This is a genomic window from Oleiphilus sp. HI0117, assembly GCF_001635235.1.
In genome coordinates this window covers 1-3,474 of the sequence record NZ_LWGA01000782.1, presented here as the reverse complement: position 1 = coordinate 3,474, position 3,474 = coordinate 1, and the positions used below count along the sequence as shown (strand labels likewise).

Genomic DNA, 3,474 nt, shown 5'->3' with positions numbered 1-3,474 from the left:
ATTATCTGGCCTGAATCGATAGCGCCTTTCCAAATCGCGCTCATCCCACTCAATGGTCATAAGTCTGAGCCTGTTGCCAATAAGACTGAAGAGATCTATCAGCAGCTTGTTGACCTAGGTGTTGATGTACTCATGGATGACCGAAATGAGCGTCCAGGTTCCAAGTTTGCTGACATTGAGCTGATTGGTATTCCTCACCGAGTTGTTATTAGTGACCGAGGCATCAAGGCTGGCACACTAGAATACAAAGGCAGAAATGACAGCGATAAGCAGGATGTTGCTATCGATGACATCATGGCCTTACTAGCAGATAAGCTTGGCTTCACTATTGCTTAGGGTTTGTCGATGAGAGCGATGACTCCACAAGGTCTTTATCAGCTCTTATTCGTGCTGGTTATTTCTCTGTCTTTCGCGTCTTCAGTTAGCGCTGAACAGGCCAGCTTACGCCAGGCTCCAGATGATGAGCTGCGTAAGCTCCTTATGCAAACGGTCAATGAGTCCAGTAGTTTTGTTGACCGCTTTGATGCTGAAGTTTGGCTGGTCGATATGTCCAGCCGACTTAAGCGCTACATCAAAGACCCAGAGGAACGTTTGTCGCTGTTAAAGCGCGTTCACTCTGAAGCGAAACGAGCGGGCCTGGAACCCGAGTTAGTACTATCAGTGATCCATGTTGAAAGCGCATTTAAGCGCTTTGCTATCTCCAGAGTGGGTGCACAAGGACTCATGCAAGTTATGCCTTTTTGGAAGAATGAGATTGGTCGCCCGGACGACAACCTCACGACCGTTTCAACCAACCTCCGGTATGGCTGTACAATCCTGAAGCATTACCTGAATAAAGAGAAAGGCAACCTGATCAGAGCCCTTGCGCGATACAATGGCAGTTTAGGTAAAACTAAGTACCCTTCAAAGGTCTTACGTTTTTGGCAGGACTACTGGTTCGTAAAACATGTATAAGCCAGCATAAAGAAAGAAATAGAGTTCAAACTATGCAAGAAATTATCGTCGACCTTTCCATTGATAAAGAGGAATGGCTGCGAATCTATAGGGGTGAAGCCAATATCGTCTATGCAATCAGCAGAGATGGCCGATCCATTCAGTTTCCGGCCGCTATCCTGAGTAAATATGTGACACACCACGGCATTGAAGGGAGCTTTGTTATTTCTATCAATGACGCCGGAAAGTTCCAATCTATCATTAAACTTTAGACCCTACTTGAGACAACGCGATATGACACACAACACCACGAAAGCCACGCTACAAACGCATCAGGTCATTTCGCTAAAAGAAGCTGAACTGGTTTCTCACTTGAAGGCCATGTCACTTGAAGAACTTGAGTTTCATGCTCATGAAATTATGAAAGATATGGGTTCTGAGCAATCTCCTCAAGTCATGGCTAAAGTAATGAAGTCTTTGGAGAAACCCAAAGAAGGTTATTCAAAATTTGAAACAGTCCAAAAAACACTTGAAGATGAACTGCCCAACAAAGCTTATCTCAGCGATATCTATGCGCGCCTGGCCGCTATCGTGATGAGCATTATATCTCGTCGCTTCAAAGAGTTTTTGTAAACGGCTATAGGCGGCTAGCTACCAGGTTCAAACTCTGTTCGTCGCCGCCATGCCTTGATAATCACGATCAAAAACAGCAAGCCTCCGATGGTAGAGATCAAACCACCCAAGCCCATCATTCCCATCCCTATAATTTCAGGTAAACGATCTAAACCTTGAGCTGCTCCTGCAGTCTTACGTTGCACACCATAACCACCTGACCACGCGAGACCCAATATATGCATCAACTGGCCACCACCATAAACATAAGGTTGAATTGCCGCTAGGCGAGTATCTGGGGTACCTAAACCCAGCTTAGGCATGAGCAGATAAGCAATACCCATAAAGGAAAGCGTTACTCCGACAATCGAACCATGGTAATGCGCAGGTATAACTACATTCACACCTTCGATCAAAAAGCCAATGATGCCGCCTGCCGAAAACAAAATAAACGAAGCTATCATTGCTGACTTTAATGGCTTTGAAGATGCCTCAATCCTGCCTCGTTTAATCAACAGAAACAGTTGATAAACTGCGATAATGCCAAGCGGCATACTTGCCAAGCCACCGTATTGCATTAATTTAGTAAAACCTAAACGATGCCCTAGCGAATCAATTTCGCTTGAAGCATACAGCCAAGGCACCATAAGTACAGGCAATATAACCAATGCTGACAAAGCCAAAAGTAGCCCAGGCTTATAGCTAAAACGAGCACCACATGCACTTGCAAGCCATAACCAGGCAACAAGTAAAAGCAAGGTATGCGTGAACTGTAAAGTGTGCCCACCACCCCAGAACAGTAATTCGAAATAATATTCACCACTATATTCAACTGATATGCCCAGATAACTAGCCACTAACGCAATAATACTTAATAGAGCAGGAATAGCGGCTAAATACGATGCCCAGCTCAGTACCGACTCACCACTATTAAAGCCTTGAGGTATAGTCAATAAGCGAGCTACTAATAACAGCAGAATGCCAAAACCAAAAACACATAAAGCCAGGTAGAATGCTGGGTGTTGAAGCACAGGAACATAGTTATTCATCAAAGGCTCCCCTACTCCAAAAAATGGACAAGCGACCATAATCAAGGCACCAAGCGCAGCAAAGTTCCACGCCCACTGGTCCAACAAGCCACCACTAGCCGGGTTGCTGCTAGTCCAGAAAACTCCCGCCATTGATAGAAACCAAATCAATACAGAAAGGTCAACGTGCACAACCAGTGCAACATGGAAAAAGTCCACCCAGGGAATAAAGTCTTGTACGCCTGGCGTTCGAGACAAAACAAGCAGCAAAGAAAATACCCCTGCGCCTAGCAAAGAAGCGACAGCCAGCCCGAGCCATTTTTTAACAATCGTTTTCTGAGCGGCAGCAACTAGAGAAAGTTGCATTACCATAGAAGTGTTTAATGCCGTCATAATCCCTCATTATTATATTTATTGTGTCGCTCAGGATCCTATCAAATAATTGGGGTCAGTGTAAAAAAGGCCGTTATCACACCGAATCCAGTTATTTAATGGCATAAGTCGCATTTTATTCACTGTTCAAAGATTAGGCTTGCATCTCTCACTAAGAACAGTAAATAATGTGCAGCCATGGAGACTAAATAATTAGTACAAAATAAAAGTTTCCTACTATGCTTAAACAAGCATAAAAGTGTTACACGACTTAGAAAGAATCACTAACAAATATAATAAAGGGGATGAAACGTAAGCCGTGCTTCTTATAGAGCTGCTTCTGACTAAGCAGATTGCTATAAACCCTGCTTCTCGATTTCATCATTAAAACAAACCATAGCCAAATTCTGGAATAACCTTATTGGTTTCAGATACTTTAAGTAACTAGGTTATCGTTTTATTTTTTAAGTAGTAGCAATGTTGTCGGCCTCTAAAAATGTTCCGCATTACATAAATAGAACAGGCCAGA

5 protein-coding genes are annotated in these 3,474 nt (G+C 43.6%); 4 read left to right on the top strand and 1 reads right to left on the bottom strand.

Features of this window, described 5'->3' with window-relative positions:
* The 4 genes from A3757_RS12700 to A3757_RS12685 form a co-directional block, all read left to right on the top strand.
* Nucleotides 1-336, top strand: a 336-nt coding sequence (locus A3757_RS12700; protein ID WP_255374987.1) for a His/Gly/Thr/Pro-type tRNA ligase C-terminal domain-containing protein, incomplete at its 5' end; no start/stop codon positions are given.
* 18 nt (nucleotides 337-354) lie between these two features.
* Nucleotides 355-954, top strand: coding sequence for a lytic transglycosylase domain-containing protein (locus tag A3757_RS12695; RefSeq protein ID WP_197470029.1), 600 nt, complete (start codon nucleotides 355-357; stop codon nucleotides 952-954).
* Between the two features lie 32 nt (nucleotides 955-986).
* Nucleotides 987-1,205 carry a DUF2835 domain-containing protein gene (locus A3757_RS12690; protein WP_068515563.1) on the top strand — a complete coding sequence of 73 codons (219 nt, stop codon included), beginning with the start codon at nucleotides 987-989 and terminating at the stop codon, nucleotides 1,203-1,205.
* 22 nt (nucleotides 1,206-1,227) lie between these two features.
* Nucleotides 1,228-1,566: a hypothetical protein gene (locus tag A3757_RS12685; RefSeq protein ID WP_068515566.1), complete on the top strand. Its 339-nt coding sequence runs from the start codon at nucleotides 1,228-1,230 to the stop codon at nucleotides 1,564-1,566.
* Nucleotides 1,567-1,580: 14 nt separating this feature from the next.
* Here A3757_RS12685 and A3757_RS12680 read toward each other — a convergent pair whose 3' ends face one another.
* Nucleotides 1,581-2,966, bottom strand: a complete 1,386-nt coding sequence (locus A3757_RS12680; RefSeq protein WP_068515568.1) for a cbb3-type cytochrome c oxidase subunit I — start codon at nucleotides 2,964-2,966, stop codon at nucleotides 1,581-1,583.
* Between the last annotated feature and the right edge of the window lie 508 nt (nucleotides 2,967-3,474).

Bases quoted from the DNA above. Each gene is read 5' to 3' on its own strand.
- A3757_RS12695 (WP_197470029.1), top strand. From the start codon at position 355: ATGACTCCACAAGGTCTTTATCAGCTCTTATTCGTGCTGGTTATTTCT.
- A3757_RS12690 (WP_068515563.1), top strand. From the start codon at position 987: ATGCAAGAAATTATCGTCGACCTTTCCATTGATAAAGAGGAATGGCTG.
- A3757_RS12685 (WP_068515566.1), top strand. From the start codon at position 1,228: ATGACACACAACACCACGAAAGCCACGCTACAAACGCATCAGGTCATT.
- A3757_RS12680 (WP_068515568.1), bottom strand. From the start codon at position 2,966: ATGACGGCATTAAACACTTCTATGGTAATGCAACTTTCTCTAGTTGCT.